This is a genomic window from Lentzea indica (genome assembly GCF_012184385.1).
Lineage (GTDB): Bacteria > Actinomycetota > Actinomycetes > Mycobacteriales > Pseudonocardiaceae > Lentzea > Lentzea indica.
On the sequence record NZ_VSRL01000025.1, the window covers coordinates 23157 to 47969 of the forward strand.

The 24813-nt window shown below is 68.9% G+C and carries 29 protein-coding genes and 1 pseudogene; 14 read left to right on the forward strand and 16 right to left on the reverse strand.

All coding sequences use genetic code 11. The features are described from left to right. Window position 1: 1 nt before the first annotated feature. From FXN61_RS51800 to FXN61_RS09690, 10 genes are all read left to right on the forward strand, one after another. Window positions 2-901, forward strand: coding sequence for an HAD-IIIC family phosphatase (locus FXN61_RS51800; protein WP_167972352.1), 900 nt, complete (start codon window positions 2-4; stop codon window positions 899-901). Beyond that, the gene (locus tag FXN61_RS51805) at window positions 826-2568 is read left to right on the forward strand and encodes an amino acid adenylation domain-containing protein (RefSeq protein ID WP_312877614.1); all 1743 of its coding nucleotides are present in this window, start codon (window positions 826-828) and stop codon (window positions 2566-2568) included. The genes FXN61_RS51800 and FXN61_RS51805 overlap by 76 nt, the downstream gene beginning before the upstream one ends. Before the next feature lie 4 nt (window positions 2569-2572). Next, window positions 2573-3631: an MFS transporter gene (locus tag FXN61_RS09655; protein WP_167972380.1), complete on the forward strand. Its 1059-nt coding sequence runs from the start codon at window positions 2573-2575 to the stop codon at window positions 3629-3631. Continuing rightward, window positions 3628-3813, forward strand: coding sequence for a hypothetical protein (locus FXN61_RS09660; RefSeq protein ID WP_167972382.1), 186 nt, complete (start codon window positions 3628-3630; stop codon window positions 3811-3813). The genes FXN61_RS09655 and FXN61_RS09660 overlap by 4 nt, the downstream gene beginning before the upstream one ends. Window positions 3814-3826: 13 nt before the next feature. Continuing rightward, on the forward strand, window positions 3827-4750 hold the full coding sequence (locus tag FXN61_RS09665; protein WP_167972384.1) for a phosphoenolpyruvate carboxykinase (ATP): 924 nt from the start codon (window positions 3827-3829) through the stop codon (window positions 4748-4750). Between the two features lies 1 nt (window position 4751). After that, window positions 4752-5804: an LLM class flavin-dependent oxidoreductase gene (locus tag FXN61_RS09670; protein ID WP_167972386.1), complete on the forward strand. Its 1053-nt coding sequence runs from the start codon at window positions 4752-4754 to the stop codon at window positions 5802-5804. Then, window positions 5801-6283 carry a flavin reductase family protein gene (locus FXN61_RS09675; protein WP_167972388.1) on the forward strand — a complete coding sequence of 161 codons (483 nt, stop codon included), beginning with the start codon at window positions 5801-5803 and terminating at the stop codon, window positions 6281-6283. Before FXN61_RS09670 ends, FXN61_RS09675 begins: the two co-directional genes overlap by 4 nt. A gap of 2 nt (window positions 6284-6285) precedes the next feature. After that, window positions 6286-7200 (forward strand): hypothetical protein, encoded by a 915-nt coding sequence (locus tag FXN61_RS09680; RefSeq protein WP_167972390.1) that lies wholly within the window; start codon window positions 6286-6288, stop codon window positions 7198-7200. An 11-nt stretch (window positions 7201-7211) separates the two neighbouring features. Further along, window positions 7212-7430: a hypothetical protein gene (locus FXN61_RS09685; protein WP_167972392.1), complete on the forward strand. Its 219-nt coding sequence runs from the start codon at window positions 7212-7214 to the stop codon at window positions 7428-7430. A gap of 84 nt (window positions 7431-7514) precedes the next feature. Further along, window positions 7515-8918 (forward strand): toll/interleukin-1 receptor domain-containing protein, encoded by a 1404-nt coding sequence (locus FXN61_RS09690; protein WP_312877617.1) that lies wholly within the window; start codon window positions 7515-7517, stop codon window positions 8916-8918. On the opposite strand, the gene FXN61_RS09695 is transcribed toward FXN61_RS09690, so the two are convergent. Genes FXN61_RS09695 through FXN61_RS09715 form a run of 5 tightly spaced genes read right to left on the reverse strand, consistent with a single transcriptional unit; the run spans window position 8915 to window position 12834 of the window. Then, window positions 8915-10183, reverse strand: a complete 1269-nt coding sequence (locus FXN61_RS09695; protein WP_223165373.1) for a protein kinase family protein — start codon at window positions 10181-10183, stop codon at window positions 8915-8917. The genes FXN61_RS09690 and FXN61_RS09695 overlap by 4 nt on opposite strands. Then, on the reverse strand, window positions 10180-10974 hold the full coding sequence (locus FXN61_RS09700; protein ID WP_167972396.1) for a hypothetical protein: 795 nt from the start codon (window positions 10972-10974) through the stop codon (window positions 10180-10182). The genes FXN61_RS09695 and FXN61_RS09700 overlap by 4 nt, the downstream gene beginning before the upstream one ends. Continuing rightward, the gene (locus tag FXN61_RS09705) at window positions 10971-11840 is read right to left on the reverse strand and encodes a VWA domain-containing protein (protein WP_167972398.1); all 870 of its coding nucleotides are present in this window, start codon (window positions 11838-11840) and stop codon (window positions 10971-10973) included. Before FXN61_RS09705 ends, FXN61_RS09700 begins: the two co-directional genes overlap by 4 nt. Next, complete coding sequence (locus FXN61_RS09710) at window positions 11837-12406, reverse strand: hypothetical protein (protein WP_167972400.1); 570 nt, start codon at window positions 12404-12406, stop codon at window positions 11837-11839. Before FXN61_RS09710 ends, FXN61_RS09705 begins: the two co-directional genes overlap by 4 nt. Before the next feature lie 2 nt (window positions 12407-12408). Then, entirely contained in the window at window positions 12409-12834 is a 426-nt protein-coding gene (locus FXN61_RS09715; RefSeq protein WP_167972402.1) for a hypothetical protein, read from the reverse strand. A gap of 207 nt (window positions 12835-13041) precedes the next feature. Between FXN61_RS09715 and FXN61_RS09720 the strand changes: the two genes are divergently transcribed. Beyond that, entirely contained in the window at window positions 13042-13407 is a 366-nt protein-coding gene (locus FXN61_RS09720; protein ID WP_167972404.1) for an STAS domain-containing protein, read from the forward strand. 6 nt (window positions 13408-13413) lie between these two features. On the opposite strand, the gene FXN61_RS09725 is transcribed toward FXN61_RS09720, so the two are convergent. From FXN61_RS09725 to FXN61_RS09735, 3 genes are all read right to left on the reverse strand, one after another. Next, window positions 13414-14454 (reverse strand): fatty acid desaturase family protein, encoded by a 1041-nt coding sequence (locus FXN61_RS09725; RefSeq protein ID WP_167972406.1) that lies wholly within the window; start codon window positions 14452-14454, stop codon window positions 13414-13416. Window positions 14455-14499: 45 nt separating this feature from the next. Beyond that, window positions 14500-15651 carry an AI-2E family transporter gene (locus FXN61_RS09730; RefSeq protein WP_167972458.1) on the reverse strand — a complete coding sequence of 384 codons (1152 nt, stop codon included), beginning with the start codon at window positions 15649-15651 and terminating at the stop codon, window positions 14500-14502. 427 nt (window positions 15652-16078) lie between these two features. Beyond that, window positions 16079-16696: a hypothetical protein gene (locus FXN61_RS09735; RefSeq protein WP_167972408.1), complete on the reverse strand. Its 618-nt coding sequence runs from the start codon at window positions 16694-16696 to the stop codon at window positions 16079-16081. A 262-nt stretch (window positions 16697-16958) separates the two neighbouring features. On the opposite strand from FXN61_RS09735, the gene FXN61_RS09740 reads away from it, so the two are divergent. Next, a complete protein-coding gene (locus tag FXN61_RS09740) occupies window positions 16959-17417 on the forward strand; it encodes an STAS domain-containing protein (protein WP_167972410.1) in 459 nt (152 codons plus the stop codon). Here FXN61_RS09740 and FXN61_RS09745 read toward each other — a convergent pair. Together FXN61_RS09745 and FXN61_RS09750 are read right to left on the reverse strand one after the other, a co-directional pair. After that, the gene (locus tag FXN61_RS09745; protein ID WP_167972412.1) at window positions 17364-18098 is read right to left on the reverse strand and encodes a GAF and ANTAR domain-containing protein; all 735 of its coding nucleotides are present in this window, start codon (window positions 18096-18098) and stop codon (window positions 17364-17366) included. The two genes, FXN61_RS09740 and FXN61_RS09745, sit on opposite strands and share 54 nt — an antisense overlap. A gap of 12 nt (window positions 18099-18110) precedes the next feature. Beyond that, window positions 18111-18563, reverse strand: coding sequence for a GAF domain-containing protein (locus tag FXN61_RS09750; RefSeq protein ID WP_167972414.1), 453 nt, complete (start codon window positions 18561-18563; stop codon window positions 18111-18113). A 409-nt stretch (window positions 18564-18972) separates the two neighbouring features. Between FXN61_RS09750 and FXN61_RS09755 the strand changes: the two genes are divergently transcribed. Next, entirely contained in the window at window positions 18973-19419 is a 447-nt protein-coding gene (locus FXN61_RS09755) for a DUF5994 family protein (RefSeq protein WP_246291174.1), read from the forward strand. 5 nt (window positions 19420-19424) lie between these two features. On the opposite strand, the gene FXN61_RS09760 is transcribed toward FXN61_RS09755, so the two are convergent. From FXN61_RS09760 to FXN61_RS09780, 5 genes and pseudogenes are all read right to left on the reverse strand, one after another. Then, on the reverse strand, window positions 19425-20180 hold the full coding sequence (locus FXN61_RS09760; RefSeq protein ID WP_167972416.1) for a GAF and ANTAR domain-containing protein: 756 nt from the start codon (window positions 20178-20180) through the stop codon (window positions 19425-19427). A 41-nt stretch (window positions 20181-20221) separates the two neighbouring features. After that, entirely contained in the window at window positions 20222-20953 is a 732-nt protein-coding gene (locus FXN61_RS09765; protein WP_167972418.1) for a GAF and ANTAR domain-containing protein, read from the reverse strand. A gap of 43 nt (window positions 20954-20996) precedes the next feature. Further along, window positions 20997-21209 (reverse strand): sigma factor-like helix-turn-helix DNA-binding protein, encoded by a 213-nt coding sequence (locus tag FXN61_RS09770; protein WP_167972420.1) that lies wholly within the window; start codon window positions 21207-21209, stop codon window positions 20997-20999. Continuing rightward, complete coding sequence (locus FXN61_RS09775) at window positions 21206-22234, reverse strand: NsdA family TPR-like regulatory protein (RefSeq protein ID WP_512698743.1); 1029 nt, start codon at window positions 22232-22234, stop codon at window positions 21206-21208. The genes FXN61_RS09770 and FXN61_RS09775 overlap by 4 nt, the downstream gene beginning before the upstream one ends. After that, window positions 22221-23158: pseudogene (locus FXN61_RS09780) on the reverse strand (acyl-CoA desaturase). Before FXN61_RS09780 ends, FXN61_RS09775 begins: the two are co-directional and overlap by 14 nt. Window positions 23159-23388: 230 nt before the next feature. Between FXN61_RS09780 and FXN61_RS09785 the strand changes: the two are divergent. Then, window positions 23389-23901: a DinB family protein gene (locus tag FXN61_RS09785; RefSeq protein ID WP_167972424.1), complete on the forward strand. Its 513-nt coding sequence runs from the start codon at window positions 23389-23391 to the stop codon at window positions 23899-23901. 9 nt (window positions 23902-23910) lie between these two features. On the opposite strand, the gene FXN61_RS09790 is transcribed toward FXN61_RS09785, so the two are convergent. Beyond that, window positions 23911-24747 (reverse strand): helix-turn-helix domain-containing GNAT family N-acetyltransferase, encoded by an 837-nt coding sequence (locus FXN61_RS09790; RefSeq protein WP_167972426.1) that lies wholly within the window; start codon window positions 24745-24747, stop codon window positions 23911-23913. Between the last annotated feature and the right edge of the window lie 66 nt (window positions 24748-24813).

The following is a 24813-nucleotide window of genomic DNA, read 5'->3' on the forward strand; positions in this document are numbered from 1 at the left end:
GGTGAGCGACACCGTCAAATGCCTCGTGTGGGACCTCGACCACACGCTGTGGCAAGGAATCCTGCTCGAGGACGGCGACGTCACGCTGACCGGCGAGATGCGCTCGGTGGTCGCCGAGCTCGACTCGCGCGGCATCCTGCAGTCGGTCGCCAGCCGCAACGACCACGACAACGCGTGGGCCAAGCTCGAAGCGCTCGGCATGGCGGAGTACTTCGTGCACCCGCAGATCGGCTGGGGGCGCAAGTCCGACTCCGTCAAGGCGATCGCGGACTCGTTGAACTTCGCCCTCCACACCATCGCGTTCATCGACGACACGCCGACCGAACGCGCCGAGGTGGCGTTCCACCACCCCGAAGTGCGGTGCTACGAGGCCGAACGTGCCCTCACGCTGCCGAGCCTGCCGGAGTTCAGCCCCGCCGTCGTCACGGTCGACGCACGTCGCCGCCGTGAGATGTACCAGGCCGGCTTCCAACGCGAGGCCGCGCGGACCGACCACGACGGCCCCGACGAGGAGTTCCTCAAGTCGCTCGGCCTGGAGCTGCGCATCCACCGCGCCGGCGACGAGGAGATCTCGCGCGTCGAGGAACTCACGCTGCGCACCAGCCAGATGAACGCGACCGGCGTGCACTACTCGGACGCGGACCTGCGCGCGCTGCTGGCCGACCCACGCCACGAGGTGCTGGTCACCACGCTGACGGACCGCTTCGGCCCGCACGGTGCGGTGGGCGTCATGCTCATCGAGAAGCATCGCGACGTGTGGAACCTCAAGCTGCTCGCGACGTCGTGCCGCGTGGTGTCGTTCGGCACCGGCGCGGTGATCCTGCGGTGGCTCACCGACCAGGCCGCCGCGCGGGCGTGCACCTGGTGGCCGACTTCCGCAAGACCGACCGCAACCGCATGATGGAGGTCGCGTACCGGTTTGCGGGCTTCAACACAGCGGAATGCTCTTGCCGTGCAACGCTTTCTGAGACCGACGTCCAGCGCCTGCACCTCGTGCCGACGCGGCAGTGCGAGCCGACGACGATGACCGTCCACGCCCCGGAACTGGGTGGCCGGACGCTCTACGAGTGGTTCGCCGGGTCCGTGAGCCGGTTCCCCGACGAGCCGGCGCTGGAGGTGCGCGGTGAGTCGGTCACCTACGCCGAACTGCACCGGCGCGTCGTCTCGCTGGCCGATCGCGTGCTGCGCGAGCACGGCAAACCGCCGCAGCGGCTCGGTCTGCTCGCGGCCCGCAGCCTGGTGGCGTTCACCGGGTACCTCGCGGCGCTGCGGCTGGGCGCGACGGTCACACCGCTCAACCCCGGTTATCCCGGGCAGCGCAACCGGATGGTGGCCGAGCTGGCCGGCATCGACGTGCTGCTGGTCGACGAGTCCGGTCTGGCGCAACGCACCGCCGAGCTGGACGAGCTGGTCCCGACCGTGCTCCCGTTGGCGGAGACCGACATCGTGGACACCGGCGTGGACGAGGACGTGCTGCCGGCCTACGACGTCTCGCTCGACGACGTGGCGTACGTGCTGTTCACGTCGGGATCGACCGGCAGGCCCAAGGGTGTGCCGATCCGGCACCGCAACCTCTCACCGTACGTCGCGCACAACATCGAGCGGTACGAGGTGACGCCGGGCTGCCGGATGTCGCACACGTTCGACCTGACCTTCGACCCGTCGGTGTTCGATCTCTTCGTCACCTGGGGCGGCGGCGCCACCCTCGTTGCCCCGCAACGCAACGAGCTGCTCAAGCCGGTCGACTACGTGGAGAACCACGCCGTCACGCACTGGTTCTCGGTGCCGTCGGTGGTCTCGGTCAGCGCGGAGCTGGGCAACCTGCCCATGGGACGCGTGAGCTCGTTGCGCTACAGCATCTTCATCGGCGAACAGCTGACGATGCGCCAGGCCGGGCTGTGGCACGGCGTCGTGCCGGACGCGATCATCGAGAACGTCTACGGCCCGACCGAGCTGACCGTGGCGTGCACCGAGTACCGGCTGCCGCAGGACCCCGCCGACTGGCCGGAGACGTCCAACGGCACCGTTCCGATCGGCCCCGTCTACGACTTCCTGGAGTACCAGGTCATCGACGAGGAAGGCCGGCTGGCCGAGGAGGGCGAGCTCGTCGTCCGCGGCTCGCAGCGGTTCGACGGCTACCTCGACCCCGGTGACAACCAGGGCAGGTTCGTGGATCTGGTCGATGAGCTGACGCCGGAGCACTACTACCGCACCGGCGACCGCGTTCGGGTGGAGAACGGCGAGTGGGTCCACTTGGGACGGTTGGACAACCAGGTCAAGGTGCGCGGCTACCGCATCGAGCTCGGCGAGGTCGAGGCCGCCATGCGCAAGCACCCCGACGTGTCGCAGGCCATCGTGGTCGCGGTGCGCGCAGGGGACGAGACCGAGCTCGTCGGATTCCACACCGGCTCGCCGGTCGACGCGACGAAGTTCCTGCTGTGGCTGCGCAAGCAGATCCCGGTGCACATGGTGCCGCGCAAGTATCGGCACCTGGACGCCCTTCCGTTGAACGCCAACGGCAAGGTTGACCGGCCCAAGCTCCGCGACATGATCGCGGCGGAGAGGTAAGAAGATGTCGTTCCTCCGTCATCTGGTCCCGCCACCGGGACCGATCCGGATCCTCGCCGCCAGCAGCCTGGGCCGCAGTGTCGGCCACGGAATGCTGCTGTCGGTCAGCGTGCTGTTCTTCACCAGATCGGTGGGGCTGCCCGCGACCCAGGTCGGCCTGGGGCTCACCATCGCCGCGGTCGTGGGAATGCTCACCAGCGTTCCGGCAGGCCACGCGGCGGACGTGCTGGGCGCCCGCACCACGGCGACGTTCTTCGTCGTGCTGCAAGGCGTACTCATCTGCGGGTACGCGTTGGTGGGCGGGTTCGTGGGATTCCTGATCGCGGCGAGCCTCGTCGTGATGGCGGAGGCCGGCTCCGACGCCTCCCGCGGCGCGCTCGTGGCCGGTGTCGTGCCGCAGGGTGAACGCGTGAAGGCGCGTGCGTTCATCCGCTCGGTCAACAACATCGGCATCTCGCTCGGCGCCGTGAGCGGTGGTGTCGCGCTGCACTTCGACACCAGGTCCGTGTACGTCGGTCTCCTGATCGCGTGCGGTGTGGTGTACGCCGCGGCCGGTCTGGTCTACCTGGTGCTGCCTAAGGTCGAGCCCGCTGCGAAGAAGAGGGACGAGGACGGCGGCCCGCGCTGGGTCGTGCTGCGCGACCGCCCGTTCGTCGTGGTGGCGCTGATCAACGCGGTGCTGGTGATGAACGGCGGCATCCTCACCGTGGCGTTGCCGATCTGGATCGCGCAGCGCACCACGGCACCGACCTGGGTCTACGCGGCGATCCTCGTGCTGAACACGGTGATGGTCGTGCTGTTCCAGGTGAGGGTGAGCCAGGGCACCGACGACGCGGCGGGTGGCGCGAAGGCCTTGCGCCGCGCCGGTCTCGCTCTGGCGGCCTGCTGCGGGTTGTTCGCACTGGCCGCCGGTCAGCCGGCGTGGGTCGCGGTGGCGCGCTGGCGGCGGGTGCGCTGGTGCACGTGTTCGGTGAGCTGCTGGCCGCCGCCGGTGGCTGGGCGCTGGCCTACGAGCTGGCACCGGAACACGCGATCGGGCAGTACCAGGGCCTGTTCGGCATGACCGACCAGCTCGCGGCGGCGGTCACCCCGGTGGCCGCGACGGTGCTGATCATCGGTGTCGGCTGGCCGGGCTGGCTCGTGTTCGGCGTCCTGATGCTCGCGGCCGGTGCCGTCGCGCCGATCGCCCAGGGCTGGGCGTCGCGCACCAGGGAGCGGTACGGGGTGATGGTCCACAGTGGATGAAAAGGGGAGAGACTTGAACCGGAGCTGCTACGGCTTCCCGGTGGAGTGTTCGGCACACCCGGACGCGACGCACGTGATCGACGGCTTCTTCGGCCCCGCGGCTGGGCCTGTCGTGCCCGGTGCGCCGGTCGTGCGCGTGCTCGTCGACGTCGTCGAGCAGGGCGGGGACCAGACCGAACCACCGTACTTCCCGGAGAACTGGGAAACCGCCGAGAAGATCACCATCGACGTCGGCCGCACCACGGCGGTCGTCGACCCTGAGGCCTGGACCGTGCGCATCTCGTTGTCGCGTCAGGACCTGCACGACCAGATCGTCTGGGGACGCTGGATCCTTGAGCGCGCCTTCATCTACCTGGTGTGCCGGTCTCAGCGGCACTACCCGTTGCACGCGGGCGCGGTGTCGGTCGGCGGCCGGACCGCGGTCGTCACGGCGGACAGCGGCGTCGGCAAGTCGACGTTCTCCGCGTGGGCGCTTCGCCGCGGGGCTGACTTCGCGGGCGAGGACATCGTGGTGCGGCACATGGACGACGAGTCGGGCTCGCTGTGGGGTTATCCCCGCGTCACCTACCTGTCGCCACAACTGCTGGAGCTCTGGCCCCAGCTCGAAGGCGCGCAGAGCGCCGAGGTGCCGAAGCGCGACAAGTTCCGCGTGATCCTGCCGTCGTCGTTCGACTCACGGATGCTGGCCGGCTCGGTGCCCCACTGCCTGCTGTTCCTCGCGCGCGGCAACGGGGAGCTGCGGGACGTGGAAATCGACCACGCCATCGAGCGCACCCGGTCCGACTGGAACACCGGCAAGATCGGCACCTCGTTCGAGGCGGACGTGGAGAAGGACCTGCGCGGCCTGCTGGAGGGCATGCCGGTCTGGGAGCTCGCGCTGACGCCGGACTTCGACACCAACCACGACACCCTGGTCGCCGCGATGGAGAGGAGCTGACGTGGACTTCAGCCTGTTCTACTTCGCCAACAACAGCCGCGAGCTCGAGAGCGACCGTTACCGGCTGCTGCTCGACGGCGCGAAGTTCGCCGACCGCAACGGTTTCTCCGCGGTGTGGACGCCGGAACGGCACTTCCACGAGTTCGGCGGTCTCTACCCGAACCCGTCGGTGACCGGTGCCGCGGTCGCCGCCGTCACCGAACGGATCCAGATCCGCGCGGGCAGCGTGGTCGCACCGTTGCACAACCCGTTGCGCATCGCCGAAGAATGGTCCGTGGTGGACAACATCTCCGGCGGCCGCGTGGGACTCTCGTTCGCGTCCGGCTGGCACGCGGTGGACTTCGCGCTGAAGCCGGAGAACTACGAGAACCGCCGCGAGATCCTGATCTCCTACACGGACCAGGTCCGCAGGCTCTGGCGCGGTGAGAAGATCGACGTCGTCGACGGCACGGGGAAACCGCAGCAGGTCGGCATCTTCCCGCCGCCCGTGCAGGCGGAGCTGCCGGTGTGGATCACCAGCGCGGGCGGTGTCGAGACGTTCCGCAACGCGGGCCGCGCCGGCGCCGGGCTGCTGACCCACCTGCTCGGCCAGGACCTCGGCGAGCTGGAGGCGAAGATCGCCGAGTACCGCGCCGCGTCCGTCGAGCACCACGGCAAGGACGGCCACGTCGTGCTGATGGTGCACACGTTCCTCGGCGAGGACGAGGACGAGGTGCGCGAGCTGGTGCGCGGCCCGATGTCGGACTACCTGCGCAGCTCGCTCGGGCTGCTGCTGGGCTCCCAGCAGGGCAGCGCGCGCAAGATCGACCCGTCCACGTTGCGGGAGAAGGACGTCGACTTCCTCGTGGAGCGGGCGTTCGAGCGCTACTACGAGGACGGCGCGTTGCTCGGCACGGTCGACAAGACCCGCAAGATCGTCGACAGGGCGGCGGGCATCGGCGTGGACGAGATCGCCTGCCTGATCGACTTCGGCCTGCCGCAGGACACCGTCCTTTCCGGACTGAACCACCTGAACGCGTTACGTCAGAGCGTGTCAGTTTCGGGCAAGTCATGAACACCCGCTTCCGCAGCACCGCGGCGACGTTCCCAACCGGCGTGACCGTGCTGAGCACGGTGTCGGACGGCGAGCCGCACGGCATGACCGTGAACTCGTTCGCGTCGATCTCCATCGACCCGCTGCTGGTGCTGGTGTCGGTGAACAGCTCGTCGCGCACCTACGAGCGGATCGTCCGCTCCGGCACGTTCGCGGTGACCGTGCTGAGCGACTGTCAGCAGGAGGTCGCCAGGTGGTTCGCGAACTCAGGGAGGCCGTCCGGCGCCGAGGGGTTCGCCGGTGTCTCGTGGAAACCAGCGCCGCACTCGCGGTCGCCGGTCCTGCTGGACGGGATCAGCTACTTCGACTGCGAGCTCGACCAGGCACACACGGCCGGTGACCACACGATGCTCATCGGTGCTGTGCGCGCGTACGACGTCTTGTCCGACCGGCCGCCCCTGCTCTTCGTGCGCAGCCGGTTCACCGAACTGAGGAAGTGAGCATGGAACTGGTCAAGGAGTGCTACGGGTTCCGGGTGGTCTGCTCGGTGCACCCCGAGGCACGCGACGTGGTCGAGGCGTTCTTTGGCGACGGCGAACCCGCGCCGGGCGCGCAGGAGGTGCACCTGACCTTCGACGTGGTGGACGGAGCCGGTGTGCCGTCGGAGAACCCGCCGCACACGTTGGAGGTCATCGCCGCGAACCCGATCACCATCGACACCGGCAACTCCCGCGCGGTGATCACTCCCGACGACTGGACGGCCACGGTCGTCCTGGCGCGCGGCGACCTCTCCGACCAGATCGTGTGGGGCCGCTGGATCCTGGAGCGCCTGTTCCTGTACCTGGTGTGCCGTTCGCCCCGGCACTACCCGCTGCACGCGGGCGCGGTCGGCGTCGACGGCCGCACGATCATGCTGTCCGCGCCCACCGGCACCGGCAAGTCCACGTTCACGTTCTGGTGCCTGCACCGCGGTGCCGAGCTCTTCGGCGAGGACATCATGGTGCGCCACATGGACGACCCGTCCCGGACCGCGTGGGGCTACTCGCAGGTCGTGTACCTGGACGAGGAAACGATCACGCGCGCCGCGCTCACCGACGCCGACGTCAGTGCCGTGGCACCGGGGGAGAAAGCCCGCGTGCGGCTTCCCGCGTCGTTCAGCGACAGGCTGCGCACCAGAGCCGACCTCGACGCGGCGGTGTTCCTGGTCCGCGACGGCTCGACCGGCACCCGCCCGTTGTCCCTCGACGATGCCGTGAAGCGTTGCTGGGACGACATCACCACCGGCAAGACCGACCAGGCCGTGCTGGACGCGGTCGACGCGGATCTGCGGACGCTGCTCGCCGATCTCCCGCTGCGCGAGTTCGCGCTCGACGGCGATCTGGACGAGTGCTACGACGGGCTGCGCCGCCTGCACTGAGGCAACGACCTGTGAGGGGCCCGGAACCTGGTTCCGGGCCTTCGTCGTACCCGCGGAAGCTGAACCGGCAGCCGACGATCTGGACGATCAGCCGGCCGGGCTGGCTGTCGTTGATCGGATGGGCCTATCCCGCGTTCGCGCTGCTCACGTTGATCGTGATCGCGCTCGCGGTGAGGGCCCCGGTACGGCGCGGTCTGCCTCGTCGGTCCACCCTCGCGTTGACGGCCTAGGCCGATCGGGTGCTCACCCGCAACACGCGGCCCCCTTCCGGCGATTTCACTCATGGGCGGGGACCGAGGGGATGAGCGGCCATCATTTTCGTCAGCTACACCAGGAACGACGAACCGATCGTGCAGGCGCTGCGAGAAGACCTCGAGCGGCTGCACTGGCCGGTGTGGATGGACCACGAGATCCACGGCGGCGAGCAGTGGTGGCGCGAGATCATCCAGACCATCCAGCAGACCACGGTGTTCCTGTTCGCGTTGTCCGACGCGTCGTGGCGCTCGCGGCCGTGCCAGGAGGAGCTCGACTACGCCAAGAAGCTCGGGATCCCGGTGTTGCCGGTGCAGGTCGGCGCCGTGCACAACACCCGCATCCCGATCATGGAGACGCAGGCGATCGACTACCGCGAGCGCACGCCGGAAGCAGTGCTGTCGCTGGTCGCGGCGCTCTCCGACCTGGCGCGGCGCCAGGTGCGGCTGCCGGACCCGCTGCCGGATCCGCCGAAGGTGCCTTTCGAGTACCTGTACCGGATGGCGGAGCGGCTCGGGCCGAAACCGATTCCCGCCGACGACCAGGAGCTGCTCATCGGCCAGTTCCGCAGCAAACTGCGCAACGAGGACGACGCGGTCGCGCGCGCCGACATCGTCAAGCTGCTGAAGGAACTTCGCGGCCGCAGGGAGCTCACGGTCGGCAACGCCGAGGAGATCGACTCGCTGCTGGAGACCGCGGAACCCCTGGTGGCGGAACCGGACGACGGCGCGACCCGACTGCCGCCGACCGACCACTGGCGCAAGGGCAGGACGGACACCGAGCCACTGCCGCGGCAGATCCCGGAACCCAAGACGCCTCCGCTTCCCCCTGCCGCTCCGCCGCCCCGCGTCAGGAAGTCCGACCCACCGGTCAGGCCGGAACCGGTGCACCGCTGGCCCGTACCGGAGTGGGTGAAAACTGAGTCGGTGCAGGCCGAGCGCACGAAGGCTGAGTCGGTGCAGGCGGAGCCCGTGAACGCGGAGCCGGTGAAGCAGGAGCCTGCTGCCGTGCAGAAGGACGAACCACAGGGGGACGCGGCACCGGACTGGTTGCGCCAGCTCGTCGCGAACGGTCCTGCCGAACAGTCTCCTCCCGCCACGGCACCCGCCGCGCCGACCCAGGTGTGGTGGGGCGCGCCGCAGCAGCGCGAAACACCGGCGGTACAACCGGAATCCCCGCAACCGGAATCCCCCCGACCGGAATCCGCGCGGCCGAAGGGGCTCGCGTTCGCGAGCGCGGTGCTCGGCGCGACGGGCTTGCCGTTCCTGTACTTCGGGCCGGCGGAGGGCAGTCGTGACGCGGCGCGGGCAGGTGTGGTGATCCTGCTGATCGTCGTGGTGCTGGGCGTGTCGCTCGCACTCGTCTCGGTGACGCGCAAGGAACAGGGTGCCCGCGCCGCCGTGGCGATCGCCGTCGCCGGCCTGGTCGGTGTCGTCGCGTACGCCGCGCTTTCCGGCGTGTTCTAACCGGATCTGCCGCGCCGCACGAACCCGACGATCAGGGCGACCACGAACGCGAGAATGCCGAACAGCCCGGCAAGCTCCGGGTCCGCGCCCGTCGCTTCGAGCACGCCCGCCACGAGTGCACCGACTCCCAGCCACGCCGCCAAAGCCGACACGATGATGAGCCAGACAGCGGGCTTCTTCTTCCTCTGCTGCGGCACGGGCGGGGCGGTGCGTTGAGCGGCCGCTTCCCACCAGTTCGCGGCGGCGGGCCTCGGCGGGACCGGCTGTGGTTGTGGCTGTGGTTGTTGCTGTGGCGGTATTTCCGGCCTCGGCTGCGGAACCTGATGCGTCGCGCTTCCCGCGACAACGGTCGCCGTGCGCTGCCACCACGGCACCACTGCGGGACCGAGCAGGTCTTCGAGGCCTCCCGCCGCCACCCACCCCGGAGTGCAACAGGCTTGGAGCCGGACCGCCAGCTCGTCGACCTGCGGGTCGCTCAAGTCCGCGAGGTGCCGCCACACCGGTGTGTCGAACGAACGGAAGTCCTGCTGGGTGAAGAGCAGGTTGTCGTCGGTGTTGAGGGTCGCCCACGTCGGGCGGCGCGCCAGTGCCGACAGCGACAGGTAGATCACGAGGCCTGGGAACGTGTCCATCCAGCGTCCCCACGGCCGGTCGGGTGGCTGGTAGTTGTGGTGCCCGGTCTCGGTCGGTGGCGGGTCGGCGGCGAAGTCCTCGATCCACGCGCAGTCGAAGTCGACGAGTCGCAACTCACCGCGAGTGTTGACGAGGACGTTGCCGTGCTGCAGGTCGCCGTGCGCGAAACCGGATTGCTGCAACCGGTTCACCAGACCGCGCCACGACTGCGCGAGATTGGTGAGCGCACCGACGTCCTGGCGGACCACCAGGTCGTCCACGTGCCGATTAAGCGTGTGGCCCTCCACCCACGGCATCTCGACGACAGGCCAGGTGCTGCCGTTGACCCGGATGCCGTCGTCGATCCACCGCGGCAGTGCAACGGCGTCGGTGAGACTCCGAGCGGTGAAGTACCCGTGCAGGGCGTCGTACCGCGCGCTGTCGCTCGCGTCCGCACGCGTGAAGAACCGCAAGGCGCGCGCCTCGTTGCCGGCCATCGCCTTGAACACCACCGCGCTCGCGCCTGATGCGGGCGAAGGGATCTGGTAGATCGGGTGCACGACCAGTTCGAGAGCGCGCAACTCCTCGGTGGTGAACGCGTCCGGCTGTTGCACCGCTTTCATGTAGTCGTCGAACCGGGGAAATCGCATCACACGCACACCACCAGCTGGTCCGGCCACGTGGCCGCGACGCTGATCCGCATCAGGGTGACGTCGTCGTTGGCCATCTCCCGCGTGGCACGCCGGTCATCGACAAGCGCCAGGAAGCGCTTCGGATGGTTCAGGCCGGCGAGAACCGACCACAGCTGTTCCTGGTCTTCGTGGCACTCCCTCACCATCCAGTGCGCGAACGCGTCCGTCGCCAGGTAGACCAGATCACCGGGTGCCAGGTCCCCTTCCGCGAACCCCATCTGGTCGATCACGCCCGGCAGCGCGTCCCGTGCCGTTGGCACACCAGAGGGGTTCACGCCGAAGCCGTCAATGGAGATCTCCGGGAACTGGGCGATCAGCTTCCCGTGCCGCACGTGGAACAGCACCGTGTCGCCCAGAGCGACGGCACGCCAGTGCGGGCGTCGGCCCCCGAGATCGGCGAACTCACAGCCGAGGAACGTGGCGAACGCACCGACACTGTCCAGTTTGAACAGTTCCAGGCCGGTCGCGCCCGACAGCAGCGGATCGTGCCGCCACTCGTGCTGCGCGCGAGAAGCCCACCCCAGCAGCGACCGTTCGGTCAGCTCGACGTCCGCCGCGAGGAACCCCTCGACAAGTTGCATCGCCCACCGCGTCGAACCGAAGCCCTCCGTGGCACCGTCCGCCATCGCGAACCTGGGGCCGCGCCCGGTCACGTCCGCCGGCGCCGCGGCAGCGCCGTCCTCCCACTCCCACGGATCGTTGCCCTTCTTGGCGGCGGAGAAGACGACGGGCCACGCGTGCACAGGCGTCACCGCGACCGATCCGGCACCCTGGTGCCGATCTGCAGCACCCGCAGCAACGTCGACCGGCCGACGTTGAACGCGAGCCCGCGCGCACCCTGTCGCACGTCGTAGCCGTCGGCCCTGGCGTTCTCCGCCATCGGCGGCGGCAGCTCGCTGCTCAGCGCGAACAGCTCGGGCCCCGGCATCGGCAGGCCGGCGGGACCGGACGGGAAGACGATCTCCTGCGAGGCGGTGGGCGAGAGGAACACGTTGAAGAACAACGCGGGTCCGTCGCTGGTCTCGATCGACGTCAGCCGCTTCGCCCAGTCGTGCAGCGTCGCTCCCTGATGCGGGCTGTCGGTCACCATGCCGTCGGTGATGTTGATGACGATCGGCGGGAACGAGTCGGGATGCGCCGAGACCCAGTCGAAGACGTGCGCCCCGGCGACCTCGACCGCCTGGCACATCGGGGTGCGGTAACCGTGCACGGGGTCCACCCACACCGGCATCTTCACGCTGACCGGCATGGCGTCGATGGACGGTTCCTCGCGCACGGCGACCGGGTTGGCCGCCAGCTCCGGTAGCGGCACCAGTCCGCGACCGGCCAACGTGCCGCTGAACGCGCTCTCCACGCCCTCGCCACCGGGTCCGGTGATCCGCGCTCCGTAGCTGAACACACCGACGTCGAAGTAATGCCGCACCGGTGCGTTGACCTCGATCGTCGCTTTGACGCACATGTCGAGCAGGATGTTGTTGACCGCCAGCGCCGCGCCCGCCGCGAGCGACCCGCCGGACGTGCCCCACGTCAGCTTCATGGAGTCGGACCGGTCGAGCAGGATGACGACACATCCGGGTGTCGCCCGCGAGACCCATTGCCGGTAGGTGCCCGTGGTCATCTGCGCTCCTTGTCGGCAGTGGCGGCCATGATCAGGTTGTGCCGGACGACGGTGGCCGGCCATGCCGTCCCCGGCAGCCACTCCCACCTGGTGCGGCAGTGCGGGTTGTGGCACTCGAACGCGTACGCCTGCCCGTCGCGCCGCACGTCCAACTCGAATCCCGCGCACCGCGGGCACTGCGCGATCTGCACCCGGTGCGCGTCGAAGTCCGTCAACGGCACCGACTTCGTCTCGGCCTGCGCCACCGGCGGCGGTGCGGGTTTGCCGGTCTGGTTCCACCACTGGTCGTTCGTCTTCGGCGCGGGTGCGGGTAGCGCCGGCCTCGGCGGCGGCGGTGGCGTTGGTGGCGGTGGTTGCATGATCGGTTGCGGCTCAGGTGTGCTCTCGTCGGGCAGCCACAGCAACAGGAGCGCGACCGTGCTGCCGAACAGCGCGCTGAACGAGACGACGAGCAGCATTCGCGTGGTGCCGAGCCCGTCGAAGAAGGTGACGCCGAGCGCGGCGCCCGCCACCGCGAGCACCACCGCCGCCCCGAGGACCAGCCGAGCGATGACCCGTTCGGACAAGATCAGCCCTCCTTGACGACGAGGTTGAATGGGCCGGTTCTGGGGTCGACGTTCCAGCACGGAGCCTGCGGATCGCTGTCAGGTGCCACGTTGACCCCTGTCCACCTTTTCGGCAGATTCGGCAGGCACACCCTCAACGGACCATCGACGAGGGTGTGTTTGACCGTGCCGTCCATGCCGACCGTGAGCTCCGCTTCGGAAGTCACCGGCTGGATGGTCACCGGGGTGCCTTTCAGCCCGTCCGCGGCCTCCGTGATCCGCCTGCCCGGCTGGACCGTCTTTTCGGTGACCAGGCGAATCGTCAACGTGCCCTGCTGTTGTTCAGGCTGGTTCGGTGCGTCAGCGGGTTCCATGGCCGCGCCGAGCGCGAGCGCTACACCGAGCGAGATCAGCAACGCGTACACCGGCGCCATGAACTGACTGCGCATCCACTCAGGCATTGCGGTTCACCGGACGCCTCCGTGCGGTCGGGTGAGTGCTCACCTGTCAGTCGCCCGCGGGCGGTGATGCGTGTCAGCGGATGCGCCGCATTCCCACTAATGGTCCAGTGGACAATGATCAAAGCGGCGGCTTCAACGGCACGTCGACCGGGTAGGTAGCGTGGTACGGACAATTCGGCCTGGAGGTTTCATCCCGTGGACGAGGGCGCAGGCGTTCCGTTGAAGGTGGACGCGGAACGGCGTGAGGACGCTGTGGTGTTGAGGGCCGCGGGCGAGGTCGACTCCTACTCAGCTGGGGCGTTGCGCGACAGCCTGGCCTCGGCGTTCACCGACGCGGCGGACGCGGGGCTTCCCGTGGTGCTCGACCTGAGCGGCGTCGCCTTCTTCGCGTCGTCCGGTCTCTCGGTGCTGGTGGAGTACCACCTGCTCGGGGACGAGCGGGGTACGCCGCTTCGGCTGGTGTCGCCTTCCGGGAGCGTGTTGCGGGCGCTGCGGGCCACCATGCTGCACCAGGAGCTGGAGCTGTACTTCAGCCTGGCCGACGCACTCGCGGCCCGCTGACCCGGCTCACCGTGCCGGGTGACGCAGAGGCGCGCCGGCGTCGTGCAGGTGGCGCAAAACCTGGGCATAGGAGCGACGCAGGGTGGTTTTGCTGTAGGGGATGCCGATCCGGATGCAGAAGTCCTCGACGAGAGGTTGCGCGCGACGCAGGTTCGGGCGGGGCATGTGCGGGTAGAGGTGGTGCTCGATCTGGTGGTTGAGACCACCGAGCAGGGCGTCGACCCACCGGCCGCCGGTGACGTTGCGCGAGGTCAGCACCTGCTTGTGGAGGTGGTCCAGCCGCTGGCCTTCGGCGATGATCGGCATGCCCTTGTGGTTCGGCGCGAACGAGCAGCCCAGGTAGACGCCCATCAGGCCTTGGTGCACGGCGATGAACACGACCGCTTTCACGGGGGAGAGCACGAGGAACACCGCCGCCAGGTAGGCGGCCAACGGCATGATCTGGAGCGCGGCTTCCCGCCACGGGTTGCGCAGTTCGTTGCGGCACAACGCGACCAGGCCGGAGATCCGCAGCACGGCCGCCTCAGCCAACAGCAGCGGGAAGAACAGGAACGCCTGGTACTTGGTGATCCAGCTGTACAGGCCGCGCTTGCCGGCGGCCTGCGCGCGGCTGAAGGCGAGGGCGTGGATCTCGATGTCCGGATCGTGGTCCTCGTGGTTGGGGTTGGCGTGGTGACGGTTGTGCTTGGCCACCCACCACTGGTAGCTGATGCCGGTGAGGCTGCCGTGCAGATGCCCGACAACGTCGTTGTGGCGGTGGCTGCGGAAGATCTGCCGATGTCCCGCGTCGTGTCCGATGAACGCCAGCTGCGTCGAGGCCACGGCCAGGACGGCCGCTGTGACCACCTGCCACCAGGAGTTGCCCAGCATCGCGAACGTCACGGCGATCGCGCCGAGCAGCAGCGCGTTGACCGCCATCCGCGCCAGGTAGTAGCCGCGCCGGTGGTTCAGCAGCCCGGCGGCCTTGAGCTCCTTGGTGAGGCGGGCGAAGTCGCTGCCGCGCGGGCGGTCGTCCGTGGCTGTCAGTACGTCGTGCGTTGAGGTCATCTATCTGCTCCGGATGGTTTGGGTGTGAAAAGCCGTCGTCGGCTCTCATTTCTCGGCTTCGGTGTCCAGCCCGGGCTCGTCCGGTCCGGACGCCTCCGGTTGGCTGGTGTGCACGTCGGCGGGCAACACGTGTTCGTCTGCTTCGCTGAGCAGGGAGCGCGCCGCGGAGTTGAGCACCGCCAGCAGCGGAACCGCGAGCAACGCGCCCGCGATTCCCGCGACGAGCAGCCCGGCCGCGATGGCCAGCACCACCGCGAGCGGATGCAACTTGACCGCCCGTCCCAGCAGGAACGGTTGCAGGATGTGGCTTTCCAGCTGGTTCACCGCGATGACGATGATCAGGACGATCGCCGCGGTGACGGGACCGTTCGCGACGAGTGCGATGAGGACGGCCACGGCACCCGCCACCACAGCGCCGAAGATGGGGACGAACGCGCAGATGAACACCAGCGCGGCCAGCGGAACCGCCAGGGGCACGCGCAGCACGGCGAGTCCGATGCCGATGCCGACCGCGTCCACCACCGCCACCGCCCCGGTCGCACGGATGTAGCTGACCAGCGCGGCGAGGCTGCGCCTGCCCGCGACATCGACTCGCCGGCGGGTCGGGCTGGGGACGACTCGGATGAGGAACTGCCAGATCCGGGGGCCGTCGTAGAGGAAGAACGCGAGCGAGAACAGCACCAGGAGCATCTCGGCGAAGGTCTCGCCGACCGTCGCGGCGGTGGTAACGGCACCCGCCGTGATGCCGGACTGGTTGTCCTGCAAGGTTTTCACGATCCGGTCCGCGAAGTCCCGCAGCTGTGTCTCGCTCAGCTGCAGCGGTCCGTTGACCAGCCAGCCGGACACCGCGTCGATGCTGCGGGCCAGCTGCGCGGTCAGGTCCGGCAGGCCGTTGATGAAGGTCATCACGACGAACGTGAGCAGTCCGCCGAGCACGACCAGCCCACCGACGAGCACGAGAACGGTGGCGAGGGCCCTGGGAACCCGGTGCTTCAGCAGAAAGCCCACAGCCGGCGCGAGCAGTGCCGCCAGGAGCAGTGCGATCGCGAGTGGGACGACGAGCGCCGCCAGCCTGCCGAAGATGAAACCTATGACGTAGAGCGCCGCGACCACGACGAGAAAGCGCCAGCTCAGTGCCGCGCTGACACGCAGTGCGGCGGGGATCGCGCTGCGCGTGGGCGGCGCGTCGTCGTGGATGGTCTGCGCGCCTTCGTCGCCCGGCCCGCCGGGGAGAACCTCCGGATGAGGCGAGCGGAATCGTCGATCCGCTCTGGTGCTCACAACGTGTGTACCTCCGGCGTCGGTCTCCGACGCCGGGGTCTGGGGTCATCGGTGAGGCGGCGACGTTCGCAGCGCCTCTGATAGGGATTCCCCTTCATGCTACTGGCAAACCCGGTGGACCCGCCGCCGTCCGAGGGTTGAGGGTCGTCCAGGCGGGCATCCTGGGGTGGACGTCGCACCTGAGACTCAGGTGTCGGGAAGAACCGAGGGCAAGGTCGACCAGGCGAAGGGTCACCTCAAGGAGTCGGCAGAGAAGGTCGAGTACGCCTTCAAGAAGGACTGACTCACTCACCGCCCTCCGCAGGAGCGTGCCACCGTCTCGGTGCACGCTCCTGCTCGTTTCTCAGCTCCAGACGGAGGTCACCAGCCCTGCCAGGAGGAGCACCGCGCTCACGGCGGCGCCGAGCAGTTCGACCGGCACCAGTCGTCGCCGGGCCCACCGGGCGAACGCCACGTCCACCGCGACGTGCGCGGACGCGGTGACCGGCACCCACCACGGTCCGGCCGCCAGGAGCAGGGTCGCACCGAGATGGAACACGGTCGCGGTGATGCCGCGAACGCCACCGTGCACGGGATGCGTGCTGATGAACCCGCCCTGCGACCTCAGTTGCTCGGCCGCCTGTCGACCGATGGGCCAGCTGAACTGCGTGAGCTGGGTGGCGGCCACGAACACGAGCTCGGCCAACGCCCAGCCGAAGCCCGCCCAGAGCGCCGATCCGGCACCACTGACGACGATCAGCACGAGCGCGAGCCTGACCACCTCGTCGGTGATCCCCGACGCCACCGCGAGGATGGTGTCGCGCCGCCTGACCGCGTGCAGCCGCCCTGCCGATGCCAGCACCGGCAGGCGTGCCGCCAGTGCGACCAGCCATCCCAGCACGCCCAGCAGCGCCGTGCTCGCCTCTGAGACGCCGAGCATCATCGCCAGGGTGGCCGCGAGAAGCACGAGAACGCCCGCCATCACGGCGGCGCTCGCCCGGATCCTCCCGGTGACCCTGGTCGAGCCGGTGCGGGGTCGTTCCCCGCTCGCAGAGTCGTCGATGACCCAACGCTACGCCGGAACCCGGCTTCCGCAGAAGGCATCCGGACGACAACTGTCTATTGTGGAGTGACTACGGGCGAGACCGGCCGGCCGACGATTCCGCGTTGTCCGGGGCAGGGTGTAGCGTCTGGGCCAAGTGCCCTGGACCCCGGCGTGGCGTCAGCCGACCGAGGAGCGTCCCGTGGCACATCTCGATCACACCACGAATGTCACCGTGCATCCCGCTCCGATCGACAGGGCCGGTGCTGAGCTCCTGACCGTCACTGCGCGAGCCGTCCCGTCCGGGGCGGTCGTGGTCGCCGTGCACGGCGAGGTGGACGGGACGAACTGTCCGTTGTTGCTCGACCGTCTCATGGCACACGGGCGATCCACCCACCACCTGATCCTCGACCTCGGTGAGGTGAGCTTCTTCTGCGCGGCCGGTCTCACCGTTCTGGTCGTCGTGAGGGAGGCGGCACTGCTCGCCGATCGCAAGCTGTGTGTGATCGCACGTACCCGCCAGGTGCGCCGACCCCTGATGATCACCGGACTGGCCCGCGTGCTCGACCTCCACACCGACCTCGCCGGCGCGCTCGTGTGCCCTGAGCTACCAGCGGGGCCGCGGCTGGTTGATCCTCGTCAGCCCGCCGACCTCCGGTGACCGGGCGGTGACCTGCTGGGCGACGTCGGACAGCAGCTGGTTGGTGTTGCGGGCGTAGGTCCGCATGAGGGAGAAGGCGTCCGCGACATCGATCTGCAGGCGTTCGGTCAGCACACCCTTGGCCTGTTCGATCACGACACGGCTCGTCAGTGCGGCCTGCAGCTGCTCGGCGAGCATCTCGTTCTGCCGGATCGCCCGCACCTGGAGGAGGCTGATCGTCGCGACGTTCGCGAACGACTGCGCCAGCGCCGCACTCCCTTCGGGGAGTGCGCCAGGTGAGGTGCGGAACAGGTTCAACGAACCGATGACCTCGTCCCGCAACCGCATCGGCACCGCGTCGACCGCGGCGAACCCGAGCTCCAGCGCGGCGACGCTGAACCGCGGCCACCGTTGTGGTTGCACGCGCAGGTCGGGGCACCGCACTGTCTGTCCGGAGTGGAAACATTTCTCGGACGGGCCTTCTTCGCTCGGGAGCGGGAACCGCTCCAGAGGCAGTTCGCTGGAGGCGGCCACCAGCTCGAGCGCACCCCGTTCGTCAGCCAGCAGGACCCCGGCGGCGTCCACGGTCAGCAGCTCGACACAACGTTCGGCCAGCACGTGCAGGAACTCGATGCTGTCGAACCGCTCCACGAGCGTGTCAGCCAGCTCGACGAAGGTCTGTGCGACCCGTTGGTCCGGCACCTGTGCCACCTCTCACGCCGACTGGTCCAGCAGCAGGGTCATCGCCACGCCGACCAGCTGCACCACCTCGGCGATCTCGCCCGGCGTCAGTGAGCCGTCGGTGTCGCGGTGGACCTCCAGTGCACCGAGCGACAGCGCGCCCATCGTCAACGGGAACGCGAACACCGCCGCAACCCCGGTCGCGATCGCGGCAGGGGTGAAGAACGGCCAGCGCGCCGCGATCGAGGAGTTCGTGAGATCCGGCACGAGCACCGGCCAGTTCTGCCGCGTCGCCGCGGAGGCCGGTCCCTCCTCGTGCACGGTCTGCAGTTCCGCGATCTCCTCGCCGCAGCAGCCGGTGCTCTCGAACGGGCGGACGGCGCCTCTGCCCGCCCGCAGGTAGATCGCCGTGCCGACCGCGTTCGTCCTGACTCCGCAGGCGATGCAGACATGGCGAACGGCGGCCTGCTTCTCGTACGCGGCCATCACTGACACATCTGCCGGAACCGCGTTCATGCGTTGCCGCTGACGGTGCTCACTGACATCTCCTCGCGAGATCAGAGAGACCGCAGGGTCCGGGCGGTTTTTCTCAGAGTAGCCCCGGCGTGGCCGAGATCAAACATTTTACCCATTTCGCGCCACCTGCGTCAGCCATCTGCTGAAGGTGGGCCGAGAATTCGGCCCTCGAACGGCCGAGCAGCCGGAACACGGCGTCTAGCAGCGCAGACAGGGTGGTCCGGCGGTCGAAGATATCCGACATCTTTCCCGCCGATCACGGTGGAAAGAGAGTAGTGTCGATTTTGTCGAGAGCATCTCGTACCTGGGCGGTCAAGCTCATGTCGTGCTCGGCGAAACCTGAACCGGCCCCATTTCGGCCGGAGACGGGAGTTCCGGAATGATGTCGGCCCCTCACCTTTCCATCACCTCACCGGCCGTCACGGCCACTGAGCAGCCTCGGTATCCGCTGCGATTGCGGTTGCGGCCGAAGGCGCTCACCACGGGGGATGTTGACGGTGCGTGGTGGCCGCGTTCCCGGGACCTCGCCGCCGAACTGCCCACGCTGCTCGCGGTGCTGGCAGTTCGGCTGGGCGAGATCCCGCGGGTGAGCTACAACCTGACCGAGTGGGACACCGCGCCGAGCCAGATCGCCATCGGCGGTGTCCGGGTCCGGCTCAGCGGGTTCTGGTCCAGGCCGCCGCACACCGTGAGCGTCGTCGCGGCTGACCGGCGCCGCCTCACTCTGCTCCTCGTGCCGCCGGACACCGACCCGTCCACCGCCCACCAGACCATGATGCGCGCCGCTTTCCGCGAGAACGCCATGAGTCTGTCCACAGTGGATTAGCCTGGCTACTGCTGTGGGCGTCGTGCCGACAGGTCTGCCGTACTGACGACCTTCAGCGCGGACATGTCGATCGTGCCGGCGATGACATCTTCCGCCACCTTGCTGAGGTACTCGTTGTGGCTCCTCGAATACCGGCGCAGGGTCTCGAACGCCCGGCTCATGTCGATCTGCAGGCGCTCGGCGAGCACGCCCTTCGCCTGTTCGATGAGCACCCTGCTCTGCAACGCCTTCTGCAGCTGCACGGCGAGCAGCTCGCGATGACTGATGACCTGGGCCTGCAGCAGGCCGATGGTGGCGACGTCCGCCATGGCCTGCGCGACCCTGAGCGTCGGCTCGCTCAGCACTCCCTCGGCGACGGTGAACAGGTTCAGCGCACCGACGGTCTGCTCGCGCAACCGCATCGGCAGCGCGTGCAGAGCACCGAACCCGGCATCCCCGGCCACCGAGGAGAACTCGGGCCATCGTTGCGGCGTTTCGGTGAAGCTGGCGACCGTCACCGGCGCGCTGGTGAGATAGCACTCCATGCACGGGCCCTGCCGGTGCTGGAGCTCGAAGAGCTCGAGCAACCGGGCACGGTCGCTGGAGGCGGCGACCACCTGCAGCTCACCGTGGTGGTCGACGAGCAGGATGCCGGCGGCGTCCACATGCAGCGTGGTGACGCAGCGGTCGGCCAGGAGGTGCATGAACTCGACCGGGTCGAAGTCGGCCACCAGGGTGTCGGCCAGCTCGACGAAGGTCTCCGCCAGATTCTCCATGGACATGGGAGCCACCTCTGTTGGTCGGTCGCCGGACGGAGAAGCGATCATCTGGGATCAGCCCAGCCCTCCGGACTCAGTCGCAAGCGCCGGGCGACGATGTCCCGGGAGACCTCGACGACCGACTGGTCAAGAGCGAACGCGTGTGCACGCAGTCGCACCAGTGCTTCGTCCATGGTCACCCCCATCTGGACGGACAGCATCCCGGTGGCCTGGTGCACCTCGGCACGGCTGAGCGGCACCCCGTCGGCTGGAGGAACGTCGGCGTCGAGGTGCAGGCGCGTCAACTCGTCCAGCAGCAACGACATGATGATGTCCGCCACGACGTGTGCGTCATAGACCTGCTCGGGAGTCAGTGGTCCCGGGCTCGTCCGGTGCAGCACGAGCGCACCGATCCGGATCGCACCGCTGCGCAACGGGAACACGAACACCGCTCGTGCGCCGGCGGCGTTGGCGGCCGGCACGAAAAGGGGCCACCTCTGGCGGTTCTCCCAGGAGTCCAGCTCTTCCACCAGCACCGGCACACCGGTTCGCACCGCGTCCTCGCACGGTCCCTCGCCCAGGGTGAACCGCAGGTTGTCGAGCTGGCTGCCGATCTCGTTCGTGGAATACCGGGACTCGCCCCGGCCCGTGCCGTTCATCAGGGTCAGCTGGGCGCCGCTCACCCCGATCAGCACGACGGACGCCTCGCACGCCGCCTCGGTGGAAGCCGTGATGCCGCGGGCCGCCGCGTCGTTGGCGAGGTGTGCCAGCACCTTGGCCAGTCGCTCACCGCTCACCGGCTCCGCCTTCCGTTGTGAAGAGCATCCCACGTGGAGCGGTTCACGGAGGGAGGGGCCACGCCCGTGCGATCACCGCTCGAAGCGCTTCGAGTGCCTCGTGCTGCACCAGGCGCACCGCCGCCGGAGTGGAGCCCAGCACCAGTGCCGTCTGCTCGGCGGACAGACCGTGAACGACGCGCAGCTTCAGCACCGCGCGTTGCTCGTCGGTGAGCACCTCCAGGTGCCACGGCCCAGGCTGGGCCTGATCGCTCACGGCACCGGCGGCGCCGGTGTGGTGTTACCGGCGTCGATCCGCTCAGCGAGCTCCCGCGCGCCGGCGTGGTCGGGGTGGTTGCGCGCCTGCGACGCGAGCGGGCGGAAACGATCGCGCACGCGGGCCGAGCCCATGGTTTCCGACGCCGCCAGCGCCCGCAGTCCGGTGTCCACGCCGACCTGGACGTTCCCTTCGATCAGATGGCTGGTGGACAACAGGATCAGGCTGAGCGTTCGGCTGCGGACCATGCCCCCGCCGTACCCGTTGACCGCCGTGGTGAGCAACGAAACGGCGCTCCGCGCGTACTGCCGCCCCGCGGTGCCTGCCAGGTCCGTGTGCACGGCGCCGGCCAGTCCGGACAGATCCGCCTCGGTGAAGAACTCCGCCCAGCCAGCCACGACGCCGGTGCGGTTCGCGGCGGTGAACTGCTCCTGACCGCGGTCGAGCAGGGTGCGGGCGCCGTGCTCGGCGCCCTTCTTGGCACACGCCCACGCCTCGTTGACCGACAGGATGCTGGCCGCGAGGTCGTCGCCGGACCGGGAGGCCGCGAGCTGCCCGAGTTCGAAGTACCGCAACGCCTCGTCGAGGTGTCCGTGGTGCAGGAACACGCGGCCGAGCCGGTAGCAGACGTTGGCGGTCAGCCCGTCCGCACGAGCAAGCCCTGCCAGTACCAGCGCGTGACAGAAGTGGTTGTGCGCGTTGTTGACCAGGCCGGCGTCGAAGCACACCCAGCCCGCCAGATTGCGCAGATCCGCCAAGGCGACGTGCAGCCGCTGCCGCACGTGCTCAGGCGCGGTCGCGGTGAGCAGCGGAAGACTTTCGCGGATCCGCAGCCGAACACCGTCGAGACAGCTCTCACCGCCACTGCGGTAGTCCATCTCCCGCAACGCGCGGGTGTCTTCCTCCAGCCACGCGACATCGGAAAGCCCGATCATGACAGGCAGCACCCCGGACCGGAGTTTGGTGGTGCGTGGCACCGCCGGGGGCCGGGGCGGTCGTTGGTCACCGATCTTAGTGCTCACCACCGTCGGGTTCGGCCACTGTTCGGCCGCAGGTGTCCGCCTTGAGCTTGCGCGCGAACCGCTCCTGTCGCGGCCAGCGCACGGCGGTGGCCCAGCCGAGGATCTCGAACACCCGGATCAGCCGCGCGGAGATGTCGATCTGACCGCGGCGAACGCCGTGGCGCGCGCACGTGGGGTCGGCGTGGTGGGAGTTGTGCCAGGACTCGCCCATCGACAGGATCGCGAGCGGCCAGAAGTTCGCGGACTTGTCACGCGCCTCGAACGGCCGGTCGCCGATCATGTGGCAGATCGAGTTGACCGACCACGTGACGTGATGCAGCACGGCCACCCGCACGAGACCGGCCCAGAAGAACGCGGTCACCGCGCCCCACCAGCTCCAGGAGATCAGCCCACCCGCCGCCGCCGGCGCGACGAGCGTGACGGCCGTCAGCGCGGGGAACCAGCGGTTGACGCGCTGGATGTCCGCGTCGGCGAGCAGGTCGGGCGCGAAGCGGGCGGCGTTGGTCAGTTCGCGCCGGAACATCCAGCCCATGTGCGCGTGCCAGAACCCTTTGCCAGCGCGACGGCCGACGTGCCGAACAGCCAGGGGGAGTGCGGATCGCCCTCGCGGTCGGCGTAGGCGTGATGGCGGCGGTGGTCGGCGACCCAGCCGATGATCGGGCCCTGCATCGCCATGCTGCCGGTGAGCGCGAGCCCGATCCGCAGCGCGCGAGTGGCCTTGAAAGCACCGTGGGTGAAGTAGCGGTGGAATCCGATCGTCACGCCGAGGCTGGTGGCGGTGTAGAAGAACGCGGCGAGACCGATGTCGATCCAGTCGAGGCCCCATCCCCACGCGAGCGGAACCGCGGCAGCCAGCGCCAGTGCGGGAATCAGCGCGAAGAGTTTGACCAGGAACATCTCGAACGGGGTCTTCTCACCCGCGAGCATCGGCTGCGGTGCAGCCCGAACGCGGGAATCTGTCGTGCTCACGTCGCGTACCTCCGGCAACAGCGTTTGCGCCGCCGGGGTCTCGGGCGATCGTGTGTCGTGAAAAGCCAGCGCCGGCGCTGCTCGCCGGTCGTCGACACTTCCAGGCTACCCGTGGCTCAGCAGTGACGAAACCGCGCGACATGGAGCGCTTCTTCCCCCGCTGAATCCACCGGCGCACACTTGCGGTTGTGGACACGCAGGCCGTTCACGACGACTTCGAGCGTGCGAGGGCGACGTTTCGCACGTTGCTGGACAGCGCCACGAACGATGAGCTGCGACACCGCTCAAACGGCACGCGGTGGACCAACCGGCAGCTGCTGTTCCACATGCTGCTCGGCTTCCTGATCATGCGGGCGTTGCTGGCTCTGACGAAGATCGTCGCCCGGCTGCCGTCGTGGGCGGGCCGCGGCTGGGCGAGGCTGCTCAACGCGGGCACGAAGCCGTTCGACGTGGTCAACTTCGCGGGTTCGTGGCTCGGCGGCAGCGTGATGCCTCGCAGGGCGATGGTGGTGTTGTGCGATCGCACCATCGCGGCGTTGCATCGGCGTCTCGACCGCGAGACCGACAGCAGCCTGGCGAAAGGGATGCCGTATCCGACTCGGTGGGACCCGTTCTTCCGCGAGTTCATGACGGTGGCGGACCTGTACCGGTTCCCGGTGCGGCACTTCGACTTCCACCGTGAGCAGCTCTCGCTGAGCTGATCCGGAGGTCTAGTCGGCCGCGCGGCGTTCGAGGAAGACGGTGTCGCGCCACACCCCGTGGTGCTGCGCGATGCGTTCGCGGACGCCGAGGGTGCGGAAGCCCGCAGAGTGGTGCAGGGCAAGGCTGGCGCGGTTCTCGGGGAAGATCGAGGTCTGCAACGTCCACAGGCCCGCGGCGTCGGCGGCGTTGACGAGCTTGTGCAGCAAGGCTTTGCCGACTCCCCGGCCACGGAAGTCGGCGGCGACGTAGACGGAGTGCTCGGCCACACCGGCGTAACAGTCCCGTGTGGACACCGGTGCGGCCGCCGCCCAGCCCGCCACCGCGCCATCGACCTCGGCGATCCAGCGGTGGTCGCGCAGCCACTTGGCGTCGAGCGCCCTGCGTTGGGGGACTTCGGTTTCGAACGTCGCATCGCCGGTGGCGATGCCCTCGGCGTAGATGCGGCGCACGGCGGTCCAGTCGTCGTCGCGCATCGCGCGCACGGTGACGTCGAGCGGCAGGTCGTCCGGGCAGCACGGGCGGGGTGCGAGCACGCCCATGACGACGTCGGCCGCATGTGGGAGGCCGGTGCAGCAGGACGGATTGACTGAGACGTGCGTGGCGGTGCCTTCCTTGTGCACTCGCACGAAGCCGACCTCGGCCAGCTTGCGCACGTGGTGCGAGCAGGTGGACTGGCTGATTCCGAGCAGTTCGGTCAGCTCACCGACGGTCATCGAGCGTCCCGCCGTCGCGACCGCGTGCAGCAGCCGCACGCGCGTCGGCTCGGCGAGGCACGCGAACCAGTCCGCGTACGTTGCGGCGTCGTCGGTGGGCAGCACGGCCGGTGAGGCCGCTGTCGTGGTCATGGCTGAAGTATCGACGCAAATCGATGGTTGCGTCAATCGATCCCGGTCGATACAGTCCCTGGTGTT

Coding starts and splice junctions, on each gene's coding strand:
- FXN61_RS09655 (WP_167972380.1), top strand. CDS start 2,573: ATGTCGTTCCTCCGTCATCTGGTCCCGCCACCGGGACCGATCCGGATC.
- FXN61_RS09660 (WP_167972382.1), top strand. CDS start 3,628: ATGACCGACCAGCTCGCGGCGGCGGTCACCCCGGTGGCCGCGACGGTG.
- FXN61_RS09675 (WP_167972388.1), top strand. CDS start 5,801: ATGAACACCCGCTTCCGCAGCACCGCGGCGACGTTCCCAACCGGCGTG.
- FXN61_RS09680 (WP_167972390.1), top strand. CDS start 6,286: ATGGAACTGGTCAAGGAGTGCTACGGGTTCCGGGTGGTCTGCTCGGTG.
- FXN61_RS09705 (WP_167972398.1), bottom strand. CDS start 11,840: ATGACCACGGGCACCTACCGGCAATGGGTCTCGCGGGCGACACCCGGA.
- FXN61_RS09715 (WP_167972402.1), bottom strand. CDS start 12,834: ATGCGCAGTCAGTTCATGGCGCCGGTGTACGCGTTGCTGATCTCGCTC.
- FXN61_RS09725 (WP_167972406.1), bottom strand. CDS start 14,454: ATGACCTCAACGCACGACGTACTGACAGCCACGGACGACCGCCCGCGC.
- FXN61_RS09735 (WP_167972408.1), bottom strand. CDS start 16,696: ATGGCGGGCGTTCTCGTGCTTCTCGCGGCCACCCTGGCGATGATGCTC.
- FXN61_RS09750 (WP_167972414.1), bottom strand. CDS start 18,563: ATGGCCGCGTACGAGAAGCAGGCCGCCGTTCGCCATGTCTGCATCGCC.
- FXN61_RS09755 (WP_246291174.1), top strand. CDS start 18,973: ATGATGTCGGCCCCTCACCTTTCCATCACCTCACCGGCCGTCACGGCC.
- FXN61_RS09760 (WP_167972416.1), bottom strand. CDS start 20,180: ATGTCCATGGAGAATCTGGCGGAGACCTTCGTCGAGCTGGCCGACACC.
- FXN61_RS09790 (WP_167972426.1), bottom strand. CDS start 24,747: ATGACCACGACAGCGGCCTCACCGGCCGTGCTGCCCACCGACGACGCC.